Genomic DNA, 17,684 nt, shown 5'->3' with positions numbered 1-17,684 from the left:
GCCCCCTGCCTGCGCTTCCCCCGTAGTTCAGTCGGTAGAACGGCGGACTGTTAATCCGTATGTCACTGGTTCGAGTCCAGTCGGGGGAGCCAATCCCAGGTACTTTCCTCCCTTTTTAATACCAGTTATCCACGCATTTTCTGCTATTGCGCCAAAACAATGCACAATGGCGGCCTACCTGTTTCCGTTGCCTAACCAGATTTAACAGCTTTGCAGCATTTCAGGGCTATTGCCTTAAGTATTTGTTTTTGCAGTAGTTTTTATTTGCAACTCTTTTACTCAATTCAAGCCAAAACCCTTGTGCCATGCGGCTTTGCGGCCGTTTTCTATAAAGAACCCACAACCTTATCCACAGAAATAGTGGATAAGTAGGCACAAGCCTGCTGCCATGGGGCTTGCGGCGCTTGTGCATAACCAGGCCCCCGGATCACCGCCGTCGTGACACGCCTCAGACGCCTGTAGCCCATCGCGCAAATTGCTAAATGGATGCACCAAAAATGAGACCCTGGTGCGGCAGCGATCCGCATTTTTGATGTCCGGGCCTGGGGGTTTTAGTGGCCGTATAGCGGAATAAATGTCCTTCTGCCTGGCATTTCGCCACCAAGCCTTCGGGAGGCGCTTAAGACCCGGCAGGCCAGACTGCCTAACCGCCCATTGGCCGCCTTCCTCAGTTAGCATCGACCGGTCAGTCGGCCCAATTGACAGCCTGCCGGACGCTGGGTATCATGCGCCCGTCTTTGGGGACCCCGCTCCCACAAGGCATCTGTTCCTCCGTAGTTCAGTCGGTAGAACGGCGGACTGTTAATCCGTATGTCACTGGTTCGAGTCCAGTCGGAGGAGCCACTTATCGCACAAAGGGCCGCTATATGCGGCCCTTTGTCGTTGCTGCGCCGGCCTCAGGCCGGATCGGTCTGCACCTCGGCCTCCTGGGCCAGGATACGGGCCCGGGCCTGCAGCATGCTGCGGGTGATGAGCACCACCCCCTGCTCGCTGCGATGAAAGAAGCGGGCGTCCGCCAGGGCATCCTCCCCCACCACCAGGCCGGCGGGGATCTCGCAGCGCTTGTCGATGATCACCCGTTTCAACCGGCAGCCCCGGTTGATCACCACGTCCGGAAACACCACCGCCTGCTCCAGGTGGCAGCCCGAGTGCACCCGCACCCCGGTAAACAGCACAGAGTCCTGGATGTGGGAGCCGCTGACGATGCAGCCGCCGGAGAACACAGAGTTCTTGGTGCTGCCGGACTGACCCGTGTAGTCCTGCACGAACTTGGCCGGCGGCAGCTGCTTCTGATTGGTCCAGATGGGCCAGTGTTCATCGTACAGATCCAGCTCGGGGATCACCGAGGCTAGATCCATGTTGGCCGCCCAGAAGGAGTCCACCGTGCCCACATCGCGCCAGTAGCAGGCATCCTCGCTGCCCCGGTTGCGCACACAGGACTGACTGAAGGCATGGGCATAGGCCTGGCCGGCCTGAACCACCGCCGGAATGATGTCCCGCCCGAAATCCCGGCAGGAGTGGGGATCCTGCTGATCCGCTTCCAGCAGTTCATACAGGAAGCGCGCATCAAACACATAGATGCCCATGGAGGCCAGACAGGTGTCCGGCCTACCCGGCAGGCAGGGCGGCTCGCCGGGCTTCTCCACGAAATCCGTGATGCGCCCGCCTTCATCCACTTGCATGACCCCCAGGGCGCTGGCCTGCGCCCTGGGCACCTCGATGCAGGCCACGGTCACCGGGTTGCCCCGCCGCACGTGATCCAGCAGCAGGTTGGCGTAATCCATCTTGTAGACATGATCCCCCGCCAGCACCAGCACGTACTTGGGGCCATAGTCCCGCACTATGTCCATGTTCTGATAGACGGCATCGGCGGTGCCGCGATACCAGTTCACCTCATCCACCCGCTGCTGGGCCGGCAGCAGATCGATGAACTCGTTCATCTCGTAACGCAGGAAGGACCAGCCGGCCTGGATGTGGCGCAGCAGGCTGTGGGACTTGTACTGGGTCACCACCCCCACCCGATAGATACCGGAATTGATGCAGTTGGAGAGGGCGAAATCGATGATGCGAAACTTGCCGCCAAAGTGGACCGCCGGCTTGGCCCGGGTGTCGGTCAGCTGCATCAGGCGGCTGCCCCGTCCCCCGGCCAGTACCAGGGCCATGGTTTGCTGTATGGCTTCCCGCGCCATGCCCAGCCCTTGCGTTTCTAGGTTTGCCAAATCCTGTTTCCTTATTCCTTGTGCACGGTAGGCCGGCGTTATCGCCCGGACCCGCCGTTTATCATCCCTGTTTCACCACCTCCGTGTTGCCGCCTGCATCACGAAAGCGATTTCAATCGGCCAACGTTAACAAAGTAGTCGAACGAGGCTAACATTTTTCACGATCAATAAATGGTCAAGCAGCAGCTTATCCTTTATTTTTGTAGCCTTAATGAGCAGATATTCCCCGGTCACCACCACAGGATCCATTCCATGAAAAAAACATACCGACTCGGCCTCTTTCTGGGTCTGGCCAGCTGGCTGGCAGTCGGCCTGTTGCTGGCCCTGCTGGCCGTCATCCGCACCGGTCAGCAACTGGACAGCGATGCCCAGCGGGTGGCCGATGGCCTGACCGGTCAGCTGTATCGTCAGCAGAGCGACGATCCTGCGGCCGCCCAGAGCCTGTTGCAGCGTTGGGATCTGGCCTGGCTGGAGGTGCGGGATACTCAGAAGAACACCTGGTTGGCAGGCGGTCAAGGCGTGGCGGCCCCGGCCTGGTTCAAGGGGCTGTATGCCGCGGCCACGCAACCGCAGCACCTGACCACCTCCCATGCCCTGTTCAACTACCAGCTCAACTTCGCCCCACAGCGCCAGGCCCTGCTCCAGGATCTCGGCATGATTGCCGCCCTCTGGCTGCTGGGCAGCCTGCTGCTGCTGTTGTCCCACCGGCAGGTGCTGGGCCGGTTGAGCCAACAGCTGCAACGGCAACTGGCACAGCTGCTGGACCAGAACGAGGTGGTCGAGGGTCCTCTGCCCAGCGTGACCGACGGGTTGCACCAATACCAGCAGCAGTGGCAACAGCGCCTGGACGAGCTGCAACGCGCCACGGAAAACCTGGCCCGCCAGGCCAGCAGCGACCCCCTCACCAGCCTGTACAATCGCGAATGCTTCCGCCGGGATCTGACTGAGATACTGCAGACGGAGGATCAGGGGCAATCTCACTATCTGGTGATGGTGCGCGCCTCCTCCTTGCAGACCGTCAACGAGTTGCGGGGCCACGCCGTGGGGGACAAATACCTGCAGGATGTCGCCAACCAGCTCTCCCGCAGCCTGCGGCCCCTGGCTGACAGCCAGGCCTACCGGCTAAGCGGCAGTGACTTTGCCATGCTGATCCGTAAAAACAGCAGCCAGTTGCCCAACCTGTTGGGCCGGGAGCTCAAGCAGGCCTTTGACGGCAAACAGCTGGAATATGAGTTGGAGAGCGTGGCCTTTACCGGCATCACCCTGTTCCGCCCCGGCCAATCCCCTGAAGAGGTGATCGCCAGGGCCGACCTGGCCCTGGCCCGCGCCCAGACCGGCGAGTCCAACGGCAGCTATTACCAGGAAGGTAGTGATGTGGAGTTTCTGCAGGGTGAGAGCCACTGGAAGCGGGTGATCATGGAGGTCATAGAGCACAAGTCCCTGGTGCTGATGCGCCAGCCCATCCAGTCCCTGAGCATCGCCAACCACAACTACCATGAGATCTTCGCCCGCTTCATCGGGCGCGAGCAGCAGAGCCTGCCCACAGAAACCCTGCTGGCCATGGCTCAGCGCCATGATCTGCTGGTGAAGGTGGAGCAGCTCATCATAGAGACTATCGTGCAGAAGTACCCCAGCTATGCCTCGCCAGGCCAGCGCTGGGGTATCAACCTCAGCAGCAGTGCCCTGACCAGCAACGCCTTCCTGGTGTGGCTGGAGCGCCTGCTGCTGCGGGACGTGACCCTGGCCGCCTCCTTCGTGTTCGAGGTGGAGGAGGATCTGCTGGACCGCAACCTGGCCGCCAGCCGGCGGCTGTTCGAGCTGATGCGCCGCGCCGGCAGCCGCTCCAGCATCTCCAAGTTTGGCAAGGGGCTGGCATCATTCCGACTCTACCGGGAGCTCAAGCCCGACTTTGTCAAACTGGATCCCAGCCTGTTGCAGAACCTGGAGCAGGAGAGCACCAATCAGCAGTTCATCCGCATGATAGTGGAGCTGTCCCACCGCATGGGCTGCGTGGTGGTGGCGGAAGGAGTGGAAAAACTCAGCGAGAAACAGCTGCTGGAAAACATGTACGTGGACGCCATCCAGGGCTACCTGGTGGCCAAACCCGCCCCCCTCACCGATCCGGTGACGGCACCCCATCTGGACGTTTTAGGCGCATCAGGCGGCAGATGACCTCGTTCAGCAGCCGGTAGCGCTCCAGCTCCGGCTTGCTGTAGCGGGTCGCCAGAGCCGACGGCTTCTGGCGCAGCTTGAGATAGCGGGTGATCTGCAGGCGATTGAAGCCCCCCACCTGATAGACCAGCTCCAGCAATTCCTGCAACTCGCCGTCCTCGGGCAAGGCCCGCCGGGCGTAATCCACCTCGCCGGCCTGCAGCACCTGGCAGCTCACCTGTTTGAGCTTGCCCCCCTCCTCCAGGTAATGCAGCCACTGCTCCACATAGACGGGTTTGCAGCCCGCCAGCAGGTTGAAGTGCCCCCCGGTGTCACTGCGACAGCCCTGCAACAGCAGACAGGCCAGCTCATCGTCATTGCAGGAGAAACGCACCTCGCCCTGCTGGGTCCAATCCAGGGCCTGGATGGCGATCCTGGCCTCACTTCCGTTTGTCCCTGTACAGTGAAAGATAAACACCTGGCCACCCTGACTGACTGGTAAAGGGGCCATTGTAGCCCATTCGGCCGCGCTATGCGCCTCTGGCCCGCCGCACAAAATGACAAGGCCGGCAGAGGCCGGCCTTGTCAGCGTACAGAAAACCGGCTTACCGGCTGATGCTGGCCAGCTTGTCGAAGTAGTCCGGGAAGGTCTTGGAAGTACATCCCGGATCATTGATGGTCACCGGGGTGTCGCTCAGGGCCACCAGGGAGAAACACATGGCGATGCGGTGATCGTTGTAGGTGTCGATGGCGGCATGTTTGAGCTGGGCGGAGGGGGTCACCTCGATGAAGTCCTCCCCTTCCACCACCTCGACCCCCAGCTTGCGCAGCTCGGTGGCCATGGCGGTCAGGCGATCGGTCTCCTTCACCCGCCAGTTGTAGATGTTGCGGATGATGGTCTTGCCCTGGGCAAACAGCGCCGTGGTGGCGATGGTCATGGCGGCATCCGGGATGTGGTTCAGATCCAGATCCACCCCCTTGAGCTCACCCTGCTCCGCCAGGATATAGTCATCCCCCCAGGTGATCTTGGCCCCCATCTTCTCCAGCACGTCGGCAAAGCGGATATCGCCCTGGATGCTGTGCCGGCCGATGCCGGTGACTTTGACCTTGCCCTTGATGGCCCCGGCGGCCAGGAAATAGGAGGCCGAGGAGGCATCCCCTTCCACCAGGAAGTCCCCCGGGGACTGGTAGGACTGGTTGCCCTTGATGTAGAAGGTCTGGTAGTTGTCGTGCTCAATCAGCACGCCAAACTGCTGCATGATGTGCAGCGTGATGTCGATGTAGGGCTTGGACACCAGCTCGCCCTGGATCTTGATCCGGGTATCCCCGGCGGCCAGAGGGGCCGCCATCAAGAAGGCGGTAAGGAACTGGCTGGAGACGGAGCCGTTGATGTGCACCTCGCCCCCCCACAGCCCCTTGGCCTCTATGGTCAGCGGCGGAAACCCTTCGTTCTTCAGATACTGGATCTGGGCCCCGGCTTCTCGCAGGGCGTCCACCAGGTGGCCGATGGGCCGCTCTTCCATGCGCGGTTCACCGGTGAGGGTAAACTCGCCCGAGCCCAGGCACAGGGCCGCGCACAAGGGGCGCATGGCGGTACCGGCATTGCCCAGAAACAGCTGCAGCGGCTCCTTGGCGGCGAAGGCCCGTCCCAGCCCCTGCACCACGCACTGGGTCTTGTCGGCAGACAGCTCGTAACGCACCCCCAGGCTCTGCAGGGCATTCAACATGTGACGAATGTCGTCACTGTCCAGCAGGTTGGTCAGCCGGGTGGTACCGTGGGCCAGGGCGGCCAGCAACAGGGCACGGTTGGATACGCTTTTGGAGCCAGGCAGATTGACGGTGCCATCGACCCGGGCAATGGGGTCCAGTGTCAGGCTATTCATAGACATCCTGTTCAAACATCTCAACAACTAGGGGAAGGTAAGCAACTTAGCAGGCGGTGCCGGTCAGGGCAAGGCGAGTGGGGACTAAGAGGGGCTAGCTAGCGCGCCCCTCTGTGCTCTTCGTTAGCCCAGCACCTTGTCCAGGGCGGCGAAGAAGCGATCATTCTCCGCCACTGTCCCTATGCTCACCCGCAGGTGATTGGGCATGCCGTAACCGGCGATGGGACGGACGATCACCCCTTCCCGCAGCAGAGCCTCGTACACGGGGCCGGCAGGACGCGCCAGATCCACCGTGATGAAGTTGCCGTTGGAGGGGATGAAGCCCAGGCCGCGGGCGGCAAAATAAGCCTCGTAACGGCCCATCTCACTGCGGTTGAGGCGCACCGCCTCCGCCAGGTAGTCGGCATCGTCCAGGGTGGCCTGGGCGGCCACCAGGGCCAGGCTGTTGCAGTTGAAGGGTTCACGCACCCGGTTCAGCACACCCGCCAGCGCCGGGGTGGAGATGGCATAGCCCAGGCGCAGGCCGGCCAGGCCATAGACCTTGGAGAAGGTACGGGTGACCACCAGATTGGGGAATCGCTTGACCCAGTCAGCGCTGGGGGCCCGCAGGGCCGGATCCATGTACTCGTTGTAGGCCTCGTCCAGCACCACCAGGATCTCGGATGGCACCTTGGCCAGGAAGGCCTCCAGCGCCGCCGGCGGCAGCACGGTACCGGTGGGGTTGTTGGGGTTGGCGATGCAGATGAGCTTAGTCTTGTCGGTGATGGCCGCGAGCATGGCGTCCAGATCATGCCCCCAGTCCCGGGCCGGTACCACCACCGCCTTGGCGCCGTGGGCCTGGGTGGCCAGGGCATAGACGATGAAGGCGTATTGGGCGTAGATCACCTCGTCCCCCTGCCCCACGAAGGTGTGGAACAGCAGATCGATCACCTCGTTGGAGCCATTGCCCAGGGTGATGCCAGCCGGATCCAGATCGAAGCACTCCCCCAGCTTGTGCTTGAGGTAGTAGCCGTTGGCATCGGGATAGCGGGTCAGATCCTTGAGGGCCGCCGCGATGGCCGCCTGGGCCTTGGGGCTCAGCCCCAGCGGGTTCTCATTTGAAGCCAATTTGACGCAGTTGCTGATCCCCAGCTCCCGCTCCAGCTCCTCGATGGGCTTACCGGCCTGGTAGGGTTGCAACCCCGCCACCCCGGCATTGGCCTGCGCCAGATAATCCATAGTGTCCTCTCGATACGGCAATTGAGATTGTTGCGATGATAAAAGGGCCCCGCAGGGCCCTGAAGTCTGTGCTCTGGGCCTTAGGCGTGCTGCTTGGCGAAGCGCTCCATGAAGGCCACCAGCGCCTTGACGCCTTCCAGCGGCATGGCGTTGTACAGGCTGGCCCGCATGCCACCCACGATGCGGTGACCCTTGAGGGCCAGCAGGCCGGCGTCCTTGGACTCGGCCAGGAAGGCGGCATCCAGGGCCGCATCCTTCAGCTGGAAGGGCACGTTCATGCGGGAGCGGCAGTTCTTGGCCACCTTGTTGCTGTAGAAGTCGCTGGCATCTATGTAGTCATACAGGAAAGACGCCTTGGCGACATTACGGGCCTCCATGGCTTCCAGACCACCCTGGGCCTTCAGCCACTTGAACACCAGACCGGCCAAGTACCAGGAGTAGGTGGGCGGGGTGTTGAACATGGAGTCGTTGTCGGCGGTGACCTGGTAATCGAAGATGCCGGGGGTGTCCGGACGGGCATGACCCAGCAGGTCGTCACGCACCAGCACCACGGACAGACCGGACGGGCCTATGTTCTTCTGGGCACCGGCGTAGAGGATGCCGAACTGGCTCACGTCCATGGGGCGGGAGAGGATGGTGGAAGACATGTCGGCCACCAGGGGAATGCCGCCGGTCTGGGGCAGATCGAACATCTCCACCCCTTCGATGGTCTCGTTGGGGCAGTAGTGCACGTAGGCGGCATCGGCGCGGAACTGAGGCGCGGCCACCAGGCTGAAGCTGCCGTCGTCGCCCCGGATAACCCCTTCCACCGCCTGGATGTCACCGTACTTCTTTGCCTCGGTCAGGGCGGCCTTGGACCAGTTGCCGGACAGCAGATAGTCCGCCTTCTGGTTGGCGCCACCCAGCAGGTTCATGGGCACGGCGGCAAACTGGCCGCGACCACCACCGTGCATGAACAGCACCTTGTAGTTATCCGGCACCTGCATCAGCTCACGCAGGTCCTTCTCCGCCTCGGCGGCCAACGCCATGTACTCCTTGCCCCGGTGGGACAATTCCATCACCGAGACGCCCAGGCCGGCAAAATTGACGAATTCCCGTTGGGCCTGAGCCATGACGTCCACCGGCAGCATGGCCGGACCTGCACAAAAGTTGTAAACGCTCTTATCCATCATCATCCTTTCCATTGGCGTTCCGTGAGGATCACTGCTTTTACACCTAACTGTGACACGGCGCAAAGCATTTTCATTGTCCGGATCCCGCTAGACAAAGGGCGACCCTGTGGGTCGCCCTTTATGGCGGTCATCCGCTTATTCCGCGTCACCGTCCAGGTCGGCGTCGTCGTCATCCGTCGGCTCGGCAATCCGCTCCAGGCTGACCACGTCCTCCCCTTCCATGGTACGGATGAGGCGCACCCCGGCGGTGTTACGACCTATGATGCTCACCTCGCTGACGCGGGTCCGCACCAGAGTGCCACCGTTGGTGATGAGCATGATCTCGTCCTGCTCGTCCACCTGGATGGCCCCCACCACCTTGCCGTTACGCTCGCTGACCTGGATGGAGATGACCCCCAGGGTGGCGCGGCTCTTGGTCGGGTATTCCTCTTGGGCGGTGCGCTTGCCATAGCCGTTGGCGGTGGCAGTCAGGATGGCCCCCACGCCCTGCGGCACTATGAGGGACACCACCTTGTCGTCGTCGCCCAGCTTCATGCCGCGCACCCCGGTGGCGGTGCGGCCCATGGCCCGCACGTCCTCCTCGTGGAACCGCACCACCTTGCCGGCGTCGGAGAACAGCATGATCTCGTCACCGCCGTTGGTGATGGCCACCCCGATGAGGGCATCGCCGTCGTTGAGGTTGATGGCGCGGATGCCGGAGCTCAGGGGACGGGCGAAGGCCGACAGGGCAGTCTTCTTGACGGTACCGTCGCCGGTGGCGAAGAAGACATACTTGTCATCGTCGAAGGACTTCACCGGCAATATGCTGGTGATGCGTTCGTCCTCGTCCAGCGGCAGCAGGTTGACGATGGGGCGCCCGCGGGCGGTGCGGCTGGCCTCCGGCAGGTTATAGACCTTGAGCCAGTACACCTTGCCGCGGCTGGAGAAGCACAGGATGGTGTCGTGGGTGTTGGCCACCAGCATGCGCTCGATGAAGTCTTCATCCTTCATGCGGGTCGCCGACTTGCCGCGACCACCACGGCGCTGGGCCTCGTAGTCAGACAGCGGCTGATACTTGACATAGCCTTCATGGGACAGGGTCACCACCACGTCGGTGGGGGTGATCAGGTCTTCCATGTTGATCTCGACGCTGGCCGCCTGGATTTGGGTGCGGCGGGCATCGCCAAACTGGGCCTTGATGGCCTCCAGCTCCTCGCGGATCACCTCCATCAGGCGGACCGAGCTGTTGAGGATATGCAGCAGTTCGGCAATCTGGGTCAGCAGCTCCTGGTACTCTTCCAGGATCTTCTCGTGTTCCAGGCCGGTCAGCTTGTGCAGGCGCAGATCCAGGATGGCCTGGGCCTGCTGTTCGGTCAGATGGTAGTGACCGTCACGGATGCCGAACTCGGGCTCCAGCCACTCGGGGCGCGCAGCATCATCACCGGCCCGCTCCAGCATGCTGGCCACGTTGCCCAGCTCCCAGGCCTGGGCCACCAAGGCCACCTTGGCGTCGGCCGGGCTGGCGGAGTGACGGATCAGCTCGATGACGGGGTCTATGTTGGCCAGGGCGATGGCCAGACCTTCCAAGATGTGGGCGCGATCCCGGGCCTTGCGCAGCTCGAACACGGTGCGACGGGTCACCACTTCACGGCGGTGATCGATGAAGGCCTCGAGGATCTCCTTGAGGTTCAGGGTTTTGGGCTGACCGTTGACCAGGGCCACCATGTTGATGCCGAACACGTTCTGCATCTGGGTGTGGGCGTAGAGGTTGTTGAGCACCACCTCGGACACCTCATTGCGGCGCAGCTCGATCACCACCCGCATGCCGTCCTTGTCGGACTCATCCCGCAGGGCCGTGATGCCGTCGATCTTCTTGTCCTTGACCAGCTCGGCGATCTTCTCGATGAGGCGCGCCTTGTTCACCGTGTAGGGCAACTCGGTGACTATGATGCTCTCTTTACCGTTCTTGTCGTCGGTCTCGATGTGGGTCTGGGCCCGCACGTAGATCTTGCCACGGCCGGTGCGGTAGGCGTCTATGATGCCGGAGCGACCGTTGATGATGCCGCCGGTCGGGAAGTCGGGACCCGGCACCAGCTGCATCAGCTCATCCACGGTCAGCTCACCGTTGTCGATGAGGGCCAGAGTACCGTCCACCACCTCGGTGAGGTTGTGGGGCGGAATGTTGGTGGCCATGCCCACGGCGATCCCGGAGGAGCCGTTCACCAGCAGGTTGGGCACCTTGGTGGGCAGCACGGCGGGGATCTGCTCGGTGCCGTCGTAGTTGGGCACCCAGTTGACGGTTTCTTTGTCCAGATCCGCCAGCAACTCGTGGGCAATCTTGGCCATGCGGATTTCGGTATAACGCATGGCCGCCGCGGAGTCGCCATCCACGGAGCCGAAGTTGCCCTGACCATCCACCAGCATGTAGCGCATGGAGAAGTCCTGGGCCATCCGCACTATGGTGTCGTAGACGGCACTGTCACCGTGGGGGTGGTACTTACCGATCACGTCCCCCACCACACGGGCGGATTTCTTGTAAGGCTTGTTCCAGTCGTTACTCAGCTCGTTCATGGCGAACAGCACGCGTCTGTGCACCGGCTTCAACCCGTCTCTCACATCCGGCAACGCACGCCCCACGATCACGCTCATGGCGTAATCCAGGTAGGAGCTCTTGAGCTCCTCTTCGATGTTGACCGGCGTGATCTCTCTGGCTAGATCACTCATATAAATCCTGTGTCCCTAACTTCAAACGTCTTGAACGCAATAGCCGGGCATTCTACCACATCTCCCGCCGTTTCCCCAGCATACAACCTGGGTGGCTGTCACAGCTTAACCGCTTGGCTATAATGGCTTTCCCTGGCTCATGCCGTAACCGCCAACTAGAGATAGCCCCATGAATGTGGATCACCAGGAAATTGCCAAATTCGAAGCCCTCGCCGACCGCTGGTGGGACCCGGAAGGGGAGTTCAAACCCCTGCACAAGTTGAACCCCCTGCGGCTGGACTGGATCAGCGACCACTGCGAGGGGCTGTTCGGCAAGCAAGTTCTGGATGTGGGCTGCGGTGGCGGCATACTCGCCGAGTCCATGGCCCTGCGGGGTGCTCAGGTGCTGGGGCTGGACATGGGCCGGGAGCCCTTGCAGGTGGCCCGGTTGCATGCCCTGGAAACCGGCGTGGAGCTGACCTATCAGCAAGGCACTGTGGAGGAGCTGGCCGCCCAACGGCCCGGTCAATTCGACGTGGTGACCTGCATGGAGATGCTGGAGCACGTGCCGGATCCGGCCTCAGTGGTGCGCGCCTGCGCCAGCCTGGTCAAACCCGGCGGCAAGCTGTTCTTCTCCACCATCAACCGTACCTTGAAGGCACGGCTGCTGATGATAGTGGCCGCCGAGCAACTGCTGAAGATGGTCCCCAAAGGCACCCATGATCATGCCAAGTTCATCCAGCCCGCCGAACTCTCTCGCTATTGCGAGTCCGCCGGTCTGCTGCTGCGCCAGATGAACGGCGTGGTCTACAACCCGCTGACCGGGCTGTTTCGCTTAAGCCCCGACGTGGACGTCAACTACCAGCTCTATTGCGAGCGTCCCCTATGAGCCGCTTTGCCGCCGTATTGTTCGATCTGGATGGCACCCTGCTGGACACGGCGCCGGATCTGGGGGCCGCCGTCAACCATGTGCTGCAAGCACAGGGGCAGGCGCCCCTGGCCGAAGCCCACATTCGGCGTATCGCCTCAGACGGCGCCCTGGGGCTGCTCAAGGCCGGCTTTGGCGAGGAGCAGCTGGCCCAACTGGACACCCCGGCCCTGCGCCAGGCGCTGCTGGATCACTATGCCGCCCACCTCTATGAGGGCACCCGCCCCTATCCGGGCATGGCGGAATTCATCGCCTGGCTCAACCGGCACGCCATCCCCTGGGGCATAGTCACCAACAAGCCGGCCTTTCTCACCGAGCCCCTGATGGCCCAGGTGGCCGAGTTGCCCGGCTGCGGCGTCATCGTCAGCGCCGACACCCTGCCGGTACGCAAGCCCCACCCCGATCCCCTGCTCTATGCCTGCCATCAGTTGGCGGTGGCCCCCGAGAAATGCCTCTACGTGGGGGATCATGTGCGGGACATCGAAGCCGGTCGCGCCGCCGGCATGCAGACCGCCATCGCCGGCTGGGGCTATCTGGATCCTGACGAGTCGCTCAGCGACTGGCAGGCCGATCACTGCTTTGCCGATGTGCCCAGTCTGCACCACTGGCTATGCCAGCCCTGCTGACCAAGCTGCCGGGTTAAATAACCCGGCATTTTTTTTTATCCCGCCCAAACGCCGATCCCATCTGGCCTGAAAAGATCTATCCACAGCATATCTTTATGCCAGGGGGCTTGCTTGCGCCCCATCGTCACACTATGTTGTGCCTCATTAAGACATAAAACACCATATATAGTGGACACTGAGTGTCCACGCTTTGTCTAAGGAAGCGCCATGAACACCAATCTGAATGTCACCAAGCGGGATGGTCGGACCGAGCCGCTGGATCTGGAGAAAATCCACCGGGTGGTCACCTGGGCCGCCCAGGATCTGGATAACGTCTCCGTCTCTCAGGTGGAGCTGCGGGCCCATATCCAGTTCTATGAGGGCATCAAGACAGCTGACATTCATGAGACCCTGATCCGCGCGGCCGCCGATCTGATTGGCGCCGACACGCCGGACTACCAATACCTGGCTGCGCGCCTGGCGCTGTTCCACCTGCGCAAGAAGGCCTATGGCGAGTTCACTCCGCCCAGCCTGTTTGCTCAGGTACAGACCCAGGTGGCTGCCGGTCGCTACGATGCCCACCTGCTGCGGGATTACGATGCCAGCGACTGGGCCGAGCTGGACCAACATCTGGACCACAACCGGGATCTGCAGTTTGCCTACGCCGCCATCAAGCAGCTGGAAGGCAAATACCTGGTGCAAGACCGCGTCACCGGCCAGATCTTCGAGAGCCCGCAGTTCCTCTACATGTTGGTGGCGGCCTGCCTGTTCTCCCACTATCCCAAGGCCAGCCGGCTGGGCTACATCAAGCGCTTCTACGACGCCTGCTCCACCTTCAAGATCTCCCTGCCCACCCCCATCATGTCTGGGGTACGCACGCCGACCCGCCAGTTCAGCTCCTGCGTGCTGATCGAATGCGATGACAGCCTGGACTCCATCAACGCCACCGCCTCGGCCGTGGTGCGCTATGTCTCCCAGCGGGCCGGCATCGGCATCAACGCCGGCCGGATCCGTGCCCTGGGCTCGCCCATTCGCGGCGGCGAAGCTTTCCATACCGGCTGCATCCCCTTCTACAAGTACTTCCAGACGGCGGTGAAGTGCTGCTCCCAGGGCGGGGTGCGCGGTGGCGCGGCCACCGTCTTCTATCCCCTGTGGCACCGGGAGGTGGAGTCCCTGCTGGTGCTGAAGAACAACCGCGGGGTGGAAGATAACCGGGTGCGTCACCTGGACTACGGCGTGCAGATCTCCCGCCTGCTCTACCAGCGCCTGCTGCAAGGCGGCGACATCAGTCTGTTCAGCCCGGCGGACGTGCCCGGTCTGTATGACGCCTTCTTTGCCGATCAGGACGAGTTCGAGCGCCTGTATCGCCAGTACGAGGCCGATCCCACCATCCAGAAGAAGACCCTCAAGGCCCTGGAGCTCTTCTCCTTGCTGATGCAGGAGCGGGCCGGCACCGGCCGCATCTACATTCAGAACGTGGATCACTGCAACACCCACGGCCCCTTCGAGCCGGCCCGCGCCCCCATCCGCCAGAGCAACCTGTGCATGGAGATCGCCCTGCCGACCCAGCCGCTCAACGATCTCAAGGACGACCATGGCGAGATCGCCCTGTGTACCCTGTCCGCCATCAACCTGGGGGCCCTGACCAGCCTGGACGAACTGGCCAATTTGAGCGATCTGGTGGTGCGCGCCCTGGATGCCCTGCTGGATTATCAGGACTACCCTGTGCCCGCCGGCAAGAATGGCGCCCTCTGGCGCCGGCCACTGGGGGTGGGGGTCATCAACTACGCCTATTACCTGGCCAAGCAGGGCGCCAAGTATTCGGATGGTTCAGCCCTGGCCTTGACCCACAGAACCTTCGAGGCGCTGCAATACCACCTGCTCAAGGCCTCCAACCAGCTGGCCCGGGAGCAGGGTGCCTGCCCGCGCTTTGCCGACACCAAGTACGCCCAGGGCGTGCTGCCCATCGACACCTACAAGCGGGATCTGGACGCCCTGTGTGACGAGCCGCTGCACCTGGACTGGGAAACCCTGCGGGCCGAGATCCGGCAATACGGGCTGCGCAACAGCACCCTCACCGCCCTGATGCCGTCCGAAACCTCCAGCCAGATCGCCAACGCCACCAACGGCATTGAGCCGCCCCGTGGCCTCATCAGCGTCAAGGCCTCCAAGGACGGCATACTCCGCCAGGTGGTGCCGGACTACGCCCGCCTCAAGGACGCCTACGAGCTCTTGTGGCAGCAACCGGGCAACGACGGCTACCTGCAGCTGGTGGGCATCATGCAGAAGTTCGTCGACCAGTCCATCTCCGCCAACACCAACTATGATCCGAGCCGCTTCGAGGGCGGTCGCGTGCCCATGAAGCAGCTGCTCAAGGATCTGGTCACCGCCTACAAGCTCGGCATCAAGACCCTCTACTACCACAACACCCGTGACGGTGCCGAGGATGCCCAGCACAGTGCCGATGACGGTTGCGCCGGTGGCGCCTGCAAGATCTGATGATGACCCAGGGCGGTGCGCCGCCCTCTTTCGGAATAGAAGAGCCCATGGCCTATCAAAGTTTCAGCAAGACCCCCAATAACGCCCTCGCCGAGCCCATGTTTTTCGGTCAGCCGGTGAACGTGGCCCGTTACGATCAGCAGAAGCACCCCATCTTCGAGCAGTTGATCGAAAAGCAGCTCTCCTTCTTCTGGCGACCCGAAGAGGTGGACTTGTCCCGGGATCGCATCGAGTTCGCCGCCCTGCCGGCCCACGAGCAGCATATTTTCCTGTCCAACCTCAAGTACCAGATACTGCTGGACTCCATCCAGGGCCGCAGCCCCAGCGTCGCCCTGCTGCCGGTGGTCTCACTGCCTGAGCTGGAAACCTGGATCCAGACCTGGGCCTTCTCGGAGACCATACATTCGCGCTCCTACACCCACATCATCCGCAACCTGTTTGCCGATCCCAGCAAGGTGTTTGACGAGATAGTGCAGAACCCCCACATCATCGCCCGGGCCGACGACATCGCCGGCTACTACGATGCGCTGATCCAGGGGATACAGCAGTGGCAGGCTGAAGGGACTAAGGCCGCCAGCCGTGAGCTGAAGAAGCAACTCTACCTGTGCTTGATGAGCATCAACGCCCTGGAGGCCATCCGCTTCTATGTCAGCTTTGCCTGCTCCTTCGCCTTTGCCGAACGCAAGCTGATGGAGGGCAACGCCAAGGTGATCCGGCTGATCGCCCGGGATGAGGCCCTGCACCTCACCGGCACCCAGCACATGCTGAACCTGCTGCAACACGGCAAGGACGATCCCGAGATGGTACAGATAGCCCAGGCGTGCCGGGAGCAGTGCATCGACCTGTTCGTCAGCGCCGCACAGCAGGAGAAGGACTGGGCCGCCTACCTGTTCAAGGACGGCTCCATGATAGGGCTGAACCAGGAGATCCTGGGCCAGTATGTGGAATTCATCACCAACGTGCGCATGCAGGCCGTGGGGCTGCCCGCCCCCTTCCCTGCCCGCCCCAATCCCCTGCCCTGGCTCAACGCCTGGCTCAGTTCCGATCAGGTGCAGGTAGCCCCGCAAGAGGTGGAGGTGAGCTCGTACCTGGTGGGACAGATCGATGCCGAGGTCAGCGCCGGCGACCTGGCGGAGCTGACCCTCTGATGACCAATCTGGTAGACGAGGTGGTGGCCATCGCCTGTGGGCCGGGCGAAAGCCTGCTAAGCGCGCTGGAACGGCAAGGCCACCGAGTCGAATACCAGTGCCGTCAGGGCTATTGCGGTGCCTGCCGGCTGCCACTGGCGGACAAGTCCACGCCGGCGTTGAGCTATTTGCGCCCGCCCCTGGCCTGGCATGGGGAGGACGAGGTGCTGACCTGCTGCACCCACGCCAGCAGCCCCATACGCCTCAAGCTTACTTGAGGTTGATCTGCACCTTGGACTGCCCCTGACGCTTGAGGGCGATCTCCTCGGCAGTCTGCCAGCTCACGGCGCCATTGAGCTCCTGCGGTTGCTCCGGCGCACAGATAAACCACTGATCCGCCATCTGCAGGCGAGCACCCACCGAATATTGCTGCCCCTGAAACCAGCAGACCCGCTGGTTAAGCGCCCCCGGCTCCACCAGCACCCCCAAGGACTGACCCGCGCCCGTGTTGGCCGCCAGCACCGGCAGGCCGACCAGCCCGCCCAACAAGGCCCATCTTGCTCTCATATGGCTGCTCCTGAAATCACGAGGCAGAAAAACAAAAAGCGCCCCTTGGGGCGCTTTGTTCGACTCTGTCGGCGCCTATTCTGGGCGCCTCATCACCATTATTGAACGATGGTGACGTTCTCAGCTTGCGGACCCTTTTGGCCTTGGGTCACGCTGAACTGCACGCGTTGACCTTCAGTCAGAGTCTTGAAACCGGGAGCGTTGATCGCTCTGAAGTGTACGAATACATCCGGGCCTTGGTCTTGCTCGATGAAGCCGAAACCTTTGGTCTCATTGAACCACTTAACCTTGCCAGTGCGGACGTCAGACATAATCAATTTCCTAAATATCAAAATAACTAGATGCCTTGATAGGCAGTACCAACTTGAGTGGTTGCAAACTTTTGCTAACGACCGCTACAAGCTGTTTGCATTGTAACCAATGCCCTAGGCATGTCAATCGACTTATTTTCCAGATTTCCGTGATTTTTATGATGAAGCCGCGACAGGCGAAACCGGCATCAATTTTGGGCCCAATAAAGCAGCAAACCGCGCAATCCATAAGCAAAAAGAATCGATTTTTCAAAAAGATGAAAAACTGCTTTCCTGTTCACATTTTTAGAAGATCATCAAGTTCTTAGCCGGTACGCCCCAC

14 protein-coding genes and 2 tRNA genes are annotated in these 17,684 nt (G+C 61.8%); 8 read left to right on the top strand and 8 right to left on the bottom strand.

The window, feature by feature from the left end; translation table 11 throughout:
• The first annotated feature begins 16 nt into the window (after positions 1-16).
• A tRNA-Asn gene (locus tag ABHF91_RS06550) sits at positions 17-92 on the top strand.
• Between the two features lie 675 nt (positions 93-767).
• A tRNA-Asn gene (locus tag ABHF91_RS06545) sits at positions 768-843 on the top strand.
• Between the two features lie 53 nt (positions 844-896).
• Here the strand turns inward: ABHF91_RS06545 and glgC are convergent.
• Positions 897-2,189: a glucose-1-phosphate adenylyltransferase gene (glgC, locus tag ABHF91_RS06540; RefSeq protein ID WP_409423092.1), complete on the bottom strand. Its 1,293-nt coding sequence runs from the start codon at positions 2,187-2,189 to the stop codon at positions 897-899.
• A 282-nt stretch (positions 2,190-2,471) separates the two neighbouring features.
• Here glgC and ABHF91_RS06535 point away from each other — a divergent pair, with 282 nt between their 5' ends.
• Positions 2,472-4,391, top strand: a complete 1,920-nt coding sequence (locus tag ABHF91_RS06535; RefSeq protein WP_409422652.1) for an EAL domain-containing protein — start codon at positions 2,472-2,474, stop codon at positions 4,389-4,391.
• Here the strand turns inward: ABHF91_RS06535 and ABHF91_RS06530 are convergent.
• The 5 genes from ABHF91_RS06530 to gyrA form a co-directional block, all read right to left on the bottom strand.
• The gene (locus ABHF91_RS06530; RefSeq protein ID WP_409423091.1) at positions 4,333-4,848 is read right to left on the bottom strand and encodes a hypothetical protein; all 516 of its coding nucleotides are present in this window, start codon (positions 4,846-4,848) and stop codon (positions 4,333-4,335) included. The genes ABHF91_RS06535 and ABHF91_RS06530 overlap by 59 nt on opposite strands.
• Before the next feature lie 127 nt (positions 4,849-4,975).
• Positions 4,976-6,253 carry a 3-phosphoshikimate 1-carboxyvinyltransferase gene (aroA, locus tag ABHF91_RS06525; RefSeq protein WP_409422651.1) on the bottom strand — a complete coding sequence of 426 codons (1,278 nt, stop codon included), beginning with the start codon at positions 6,251-6,253 and terminating at the stop codon, positions 4,976-4,978.
• 123 nt (positions 6,254-6,376) lie between these two features.
• Positions 6,377-7,471, bottom strand: coding sequence for a histidinol-phosphate transaminase (gene hisC, locus ABHF91_RS06520; RefSeq protein WP_409422650.1), 1,095 nt, complete (start codon positions 7,469-7,471; stop codon positions 6,377-6,379).
• An 80-nt stretch (positions 7,472-7,551) separates the two neighbouring features.
• The gene (serC, locus tag ABHF91_RS06515) at positions 7,552-8,640 is read right to left on the bottom strand and encodes a 3-phosphoserine/phosphohydroxythreonine transaminase (protein ID WP_409422649.1); all 1,089 of its coding nucleotides are present in this window, start codon (positions 8,638-8,640) and stop codon (positions 7,552-7,554) included.
• A gap of 138 nt (positions 8,641-8,778) precedes the next feature.
• Positions 8,779-11,346, bottom strand: coding sequence for a DNA topoisomerase (ATP-hydrolyzing) subunit A (gene gyrA / locus ABHF91_RS06510; RefSeq protein ID WP_409422648.1), 2,568 nt, complete (start codon positions 11,344-11,346; stop codon positions 8,779-8,781).
• A 169-nt stretch (positions 11,347-11,515) separates the two neighbouring features.
• Here gyrA and ubiG point away from each other — a divergent pair, with 169 nt between their 5' ends.
• The 5 genes from ubiG to ABHF91_RS06485 all read left to right on the top strand — a co-directional run bounded on the left by ubiG (position 11,516) and on the right by ABHF91_RS06485 (position 16,762).
• A complete protein-coding gene (gene ubiG / locus ABHF91_RS06505; protein WP_409422647.1) occupies positions 11,516-12,214 on the top strand; it encodes a bifunctional 2-polyprenyl-6-hydroxyphenol methylase/3-demethylubiquinol 3-O-methyltransferase UbiG in 699 nt (232 codons plus the stop codon).
• On the top strand, positions 12,196-12,879 hold the full coding sequence (locus ABHF91_RS06500) for an HAD family hydrolase (protein ID WP_409422646.1): 684 nt from the start codon (positions 12,196-12,198) through the stop codon (positions 12,877-12,879). Before ubiG ends, ABHF91_RS06500 begins: the two co-directional genes overlap by 19 nt.
• A 207-nt stretch (positions 12,880-13,086) precedes the next feature.
• A complete protein-coding gene (gene nrdA, locus ABHF91_RS06495; RefSeq protein ID WP_409422645.1) occupies positions 13,087-15,357 on the top strand; it encodes a class 1a ribonucleoside-diphosphate reductase subunit alpha in 2,271 nt (756 codons plus the stop codon).
• A gap of 47 nt (positions 15,358-15,404) precedes the next feature.
• Complete coding sequence (gene nrdB, locus ABHF91_RS06490) at positions 15,405-16,505, top strand: class Ia ribonucleoside-diphosphate reductase subunit beta (protein WP_409422644.1); 1,101 nt, start codon at positions 15,405-15,407, stop codon at positions 16,503-16,505.
• On the top strand, positions 16,505-16,762 hold the full coding sequence (locus ABHF91_RS06485; RefSeq protein WP_409422643.1) for a 2Fe-2S iron-sulfur cluster-binding protein: 258 nt from the start codon (positions 16,505-16,507) through the stop codon (positions 16,760-16,762). The genes nrdB and ABHF91_RS06485 overlap by 1 nt, the downstream gene beginning before the upstream one ends.
• On the opposite strand, the gene ABHF91_RS06480 is transcribed toward ABHF91_RS06485, so the two are convergent.
• Both ABHF91_RS06480 and ABHF91_RS06475 read right to left on the bottom strand, forming a co-directional pair.
• The gene (locus ABHF91_RS06480) at positions 16,755-17,051 is read right to left on the bottom strand and encodes a DUF1496 domain-containing protein (RefSeq protein WP_409422642.1); all 297 of its coding nucleotides are present in this window, start codon (positions 17,049-17,051) and stop codon (positions 16,755-16,757) included. The genes ABHF91_RS06485 and ABHF91_RS06480 overlap by 8 nt on opposite strands.
• 98 nt (positions 17,052-17,149) lie before the next feature.
• Positions 17,150-17,362 (bottom strand): cold-shock protein, encoded by a 213-nt coding sequence (locus ABHF91_RS06475; protein ID WP_345010592.1) that lies wholly within the window; start codon positions 17,360-17,362, stop codon positions 17,150-17,152.
• Between the last annotated feature and the right edge of the window lie 322 nt (positions 17,363-17,684).

Source organism: Pseudaeromonas aegiceratis (assembly GCF_046254905.1).
Classification (GTDB): Bacteria; Pseudomonadota; Gammaproteobacteria; order Enterobacterales; family Aeromonadaceae; genus Pseudaeromonas; species Pseudaeromonas aegiceratis.
This window is presented reverse-complemented; position numbering and strand designations above follow the sequence as displayed.